Raw genomic sequence first — 3,241 nt, forward strand, 5'->3', positions numbered from 1 at the left:
ATCAGTAACTTTTTTTATATTAACAAATAACTAAGTAATATTAAATATACTTTCAAAAAGTAATACTACTGCTCAATAAGGAAATTAATATGCCTATTATTATTTTGCCAGATGGTATTCAACGGAAATTTCCATATCCAGTTTCTTCCCTAGATGTAGCAAATGATATTAGTACTAACTTAGCAAGCAATTGTATTGCTGGATGTATTAATAATCAATTAGTTGATGCTGTTGATTTAATTACACAAGATGTTCAGCTAACAATCATTACCGCTGAAGATCAAGCCGGTATTGAAATTATTCGTCATTCTTGTGCTCATTTATTAGGACATGCTATTAAACAACTATGGCCTGAAACAAAAATGGTAATTGGACCCATTATTAAAAACGGATTTTATTATGATGTAGATCTAACATATACTTTACAACAAAAAGACATACTTTTAATAGAAAAACGTATGCAAGAATTAGCTAATAACAATTATGATGTTATTAAAAAATATGTTAGTTGGCAGGAAGCACGTGATATATTTGAAGTACGTGGTGAAATATATAAAGTAAAAATACTTGACGAAAATATTAGTAATCATACCGTAGTAGCATTGTACTACCATGAAGAATATATCGATATGTGTAGAGGTCCGCATGTACCTAATATGCGTTTTTGTCATAACTTTAAATTACAGAACACTTCTAGTTCTTATTGGCGTGGAAACTCTAAAAATAACATTTTACAACGTATTTATGGTACCGCTTGGGGGAATCAAAAACAACTAAATGATTATTTACAATCTTTAATTGAGGTAAGCAAAAGAGATCATCGTAAAATAGGTAAAAAATTAGATCTTTATCATATGCAAGAAGAAGCCCCAGGTATGGTTTTCTGGCATGTTGATGGCTGGATTGTTTTTCGTGAATTAGAGCAATTTATACGTAATAAGCTAAAAATATATAAGTACTTAGAAGTAAAAAGTCCAGTAATTATAGACCGTATACTCTGGGAGCAAACAGGACATTGGTTAAATTATGCTGAACATATATTTACTACATCTTCAGAAAACCGAGAGTATTGTATTAAACCTATGAATTGTCCAGGTCATGTGCAAATATTTAATCAAAAAATAAAATCTTACCGGGATTTACCATTACGAATAGCGGAATTTGGTAGTTGCTATCGCAATGAACCTTCTGGTTCTTTACATGGTCTAATGCGTGTTCGTGGATTTACTCAAGATGATGCACATATTTTTTGTACAGAAGAACAAATATGTGATGAGATCAATGATAGTATTAATATGATATATGATATTTATCATACATTTGGTTTTAAAACGATATTAGTTAACCTTTCTACACGTCCAGAAAATCGTATAGGTAACGATGAAATATGGGAGAAAGCAGAAAAGAGTTTAGCAACTGCACTGACTAATAATAATATTACTTTTAACTACATAAAAGGAGGAGGTGCATTCTATGGACCTAAAATAGAATTTACTTTACTTGATTGCTTAGATCGTACTTGGCAGTGTGGTACTATTCAGCTAGATTTTTCTTTGCCACATTGTTTAAATGCATATTATATTAATGTTAATAATAAAAAACAGGTTCCAGTGATGATTCACCGAGCGATTTTAGGGTCACTTGAAAGGTTCATTGGAATACTCATAGAAGAGTATGCAGGTAGTTTTCCTACTTGGTTAGCTCCAACGCAGGTTGTTTTGATGAATATTAGTAATAATCAGTCTGAGTATGTTACCAAATTAATGAAAATATTTTCTACAGCAGATATAAGAGTAAAAACAGACTTGAGAAATGAAAAGATAGGATTTAAAATCCGCGAACATACTTTACGTCGTGTACCTTATATGCTGATTTGTGGAGATAAAGAGATGAAAACAGATAAAGTAACGGTACGCACACGCTATGGCAAAAATCTAGGTAGTCTGAATGTTAATGAATTTATTAAACAGTTACAGTACGAAATAAACTGCCGTAATCTTCATCAAATAGAGGAATTATAGTATTAAAGACAATAAAAGAGTTCAACTAATGCGGTCAATAAATAGAATAAACTTAGAAATATGCGCTAGTAAAGTACGATTAACAGGTATAGATGGTGAACAAATAGGTATTGTCAGCCTAAATCATGCGCTTGAAAAAGCTGAGGAAGCAGGTGTTGATTTAGTAGAAATTAGTCCTAATGCCGATCCTCCTGTTTGCAGAATTATGGATTACGGCAAATTTATTTATGAAAAAAATAAATCTACTAAAGAACAAAAGAAAAAACAAAAAATTATTCAGGTTAAAGAAATTAAGTTTAGGCCTAGCATTCATGAAAATGATTATCAAATTAAAATTCGCAACTTAATTCGCTTTTTAGAAGATGGTGATAAAGTAAAAATTACTTTACGTTTCCGTGGACGTGAAATGGCACACCAGAAAATAGGTCTGGAAATTATTCATCGTATTCGTAAAGACTTAAGTAACATTGCGTTAGTAGAATCATTACCAAGTAAAATTGAAGCACGTCAAATTATGATGGTACTTGCACCGAAAAAAAAATAATTTGCCAAAATTATTTATACGAGAATAATAGTAATTATATCTATGTAACGAAAGAGAAAATAATGCCAAAAATAAAAAGCGTACGGGGAGCAATAAAACGTTTTAAAAAAATATCAACTGGTGGTTTTAAACATAAACACGCTCACTTACGTCATCTTCTAACAAAAAAATCTACTAATCGTAAGCGTCATTTACGTTTTAAATCTTTAGTATCTAAAGGTGATAAAAGTTTGGTAGTACGTTGTTTGCCATATGCGTAAGTAATATTCACTATTTACTATAGTGATTGAATAGTTATTTAATACTAGTAAGGAGATCAAGTATATGGCACGCGTAAAACGCGGTGTAGTTGCTCATGCGCGACACAAAAAAATATTAAAACAAGCTCATGGTTACTCTGGGGCTCGCTCACGTGCTTATCGTGTTGCTTTTCAGGCTGTAATTAAAGCAGGTCAGTATAGTTATCGTGATCGTCGTTGTAAGAAACGTCAATTTCGTCAACTATGGATAGCACGTATTAATGCTGCTGCTAGAGAATATGGTATGTCTTACAGTAATTTAATGAATGGTCTCAAAAAAGCATCTATTAACATAGATCGTAAAATTTTAGCAGAAATTGCAATATTTGATCAATTAGCTTTTACTGCTCTAATAGATAAAGTAAAAAGTACTTTTG

4 protein-coding genes are annotated in these 3,241 nt (G+C 31.3%); all 4 read left to right on the plus strand.

What is annotated here, in order from left to right; all coding sequences use genetic code 11:
• Positions 1-89 precede the first annotated feature (89 nt).
• Positions 90-2,021 (plus strand): threonine--tRNA ligase, encoded by a 1,932-nt coding sequence (gene thrS / locus CEX73_RS02000; protein WP_101626930.1) that lies wholly within the window; start codon positions 90-92, stop codon positions 2,019-2,021.
• Between the two features lies 1 nt (position 2,022).
• Positions 2,023-2,565: a translation initiation factor IF-3 gene (gene infC / locus CEX73_RS02005; protein WP_260081207.1), complete on the plus strand. Its 543-nt coding sequence runs from the start codon at positions 2,023-2,025 to the stop codon at positions 2,563-2,565.
• Positions 2,566-2,627: 62 nt separating this feature from the next.
• A complete protein-coding gene (gene rpmI, locus CEX73_RS02010; RefSeq protein ID WP_101626932.1) occupies positions 2,628-2,825 on the plus strand; it encodes a 50S ribosomal protein L35 in 198 nt (65 codons plus the stop codon).
• Between the two features lie 64 nt (positions 2,826-2,889).
• Positions 2,890-3,241, plus strand: a 352-nt coding sequence (gene rplT, locus CEX73_RS02015; protein ID WP_101626933.1) for a 50S ribosomal protein L20, incomplete at its 3' end; no start/stop codon positions are given.

The organism is Candidatus Palibaumannia cicadellinicola (genome assembly GCF_002855795.1).
GTDB lineage: Bacteria > Pseudomonadota > Gammaproteobacteria > Enterobacterales > Enterobacteriaceae > Baumannia > Baumannia cicadellinicola_C.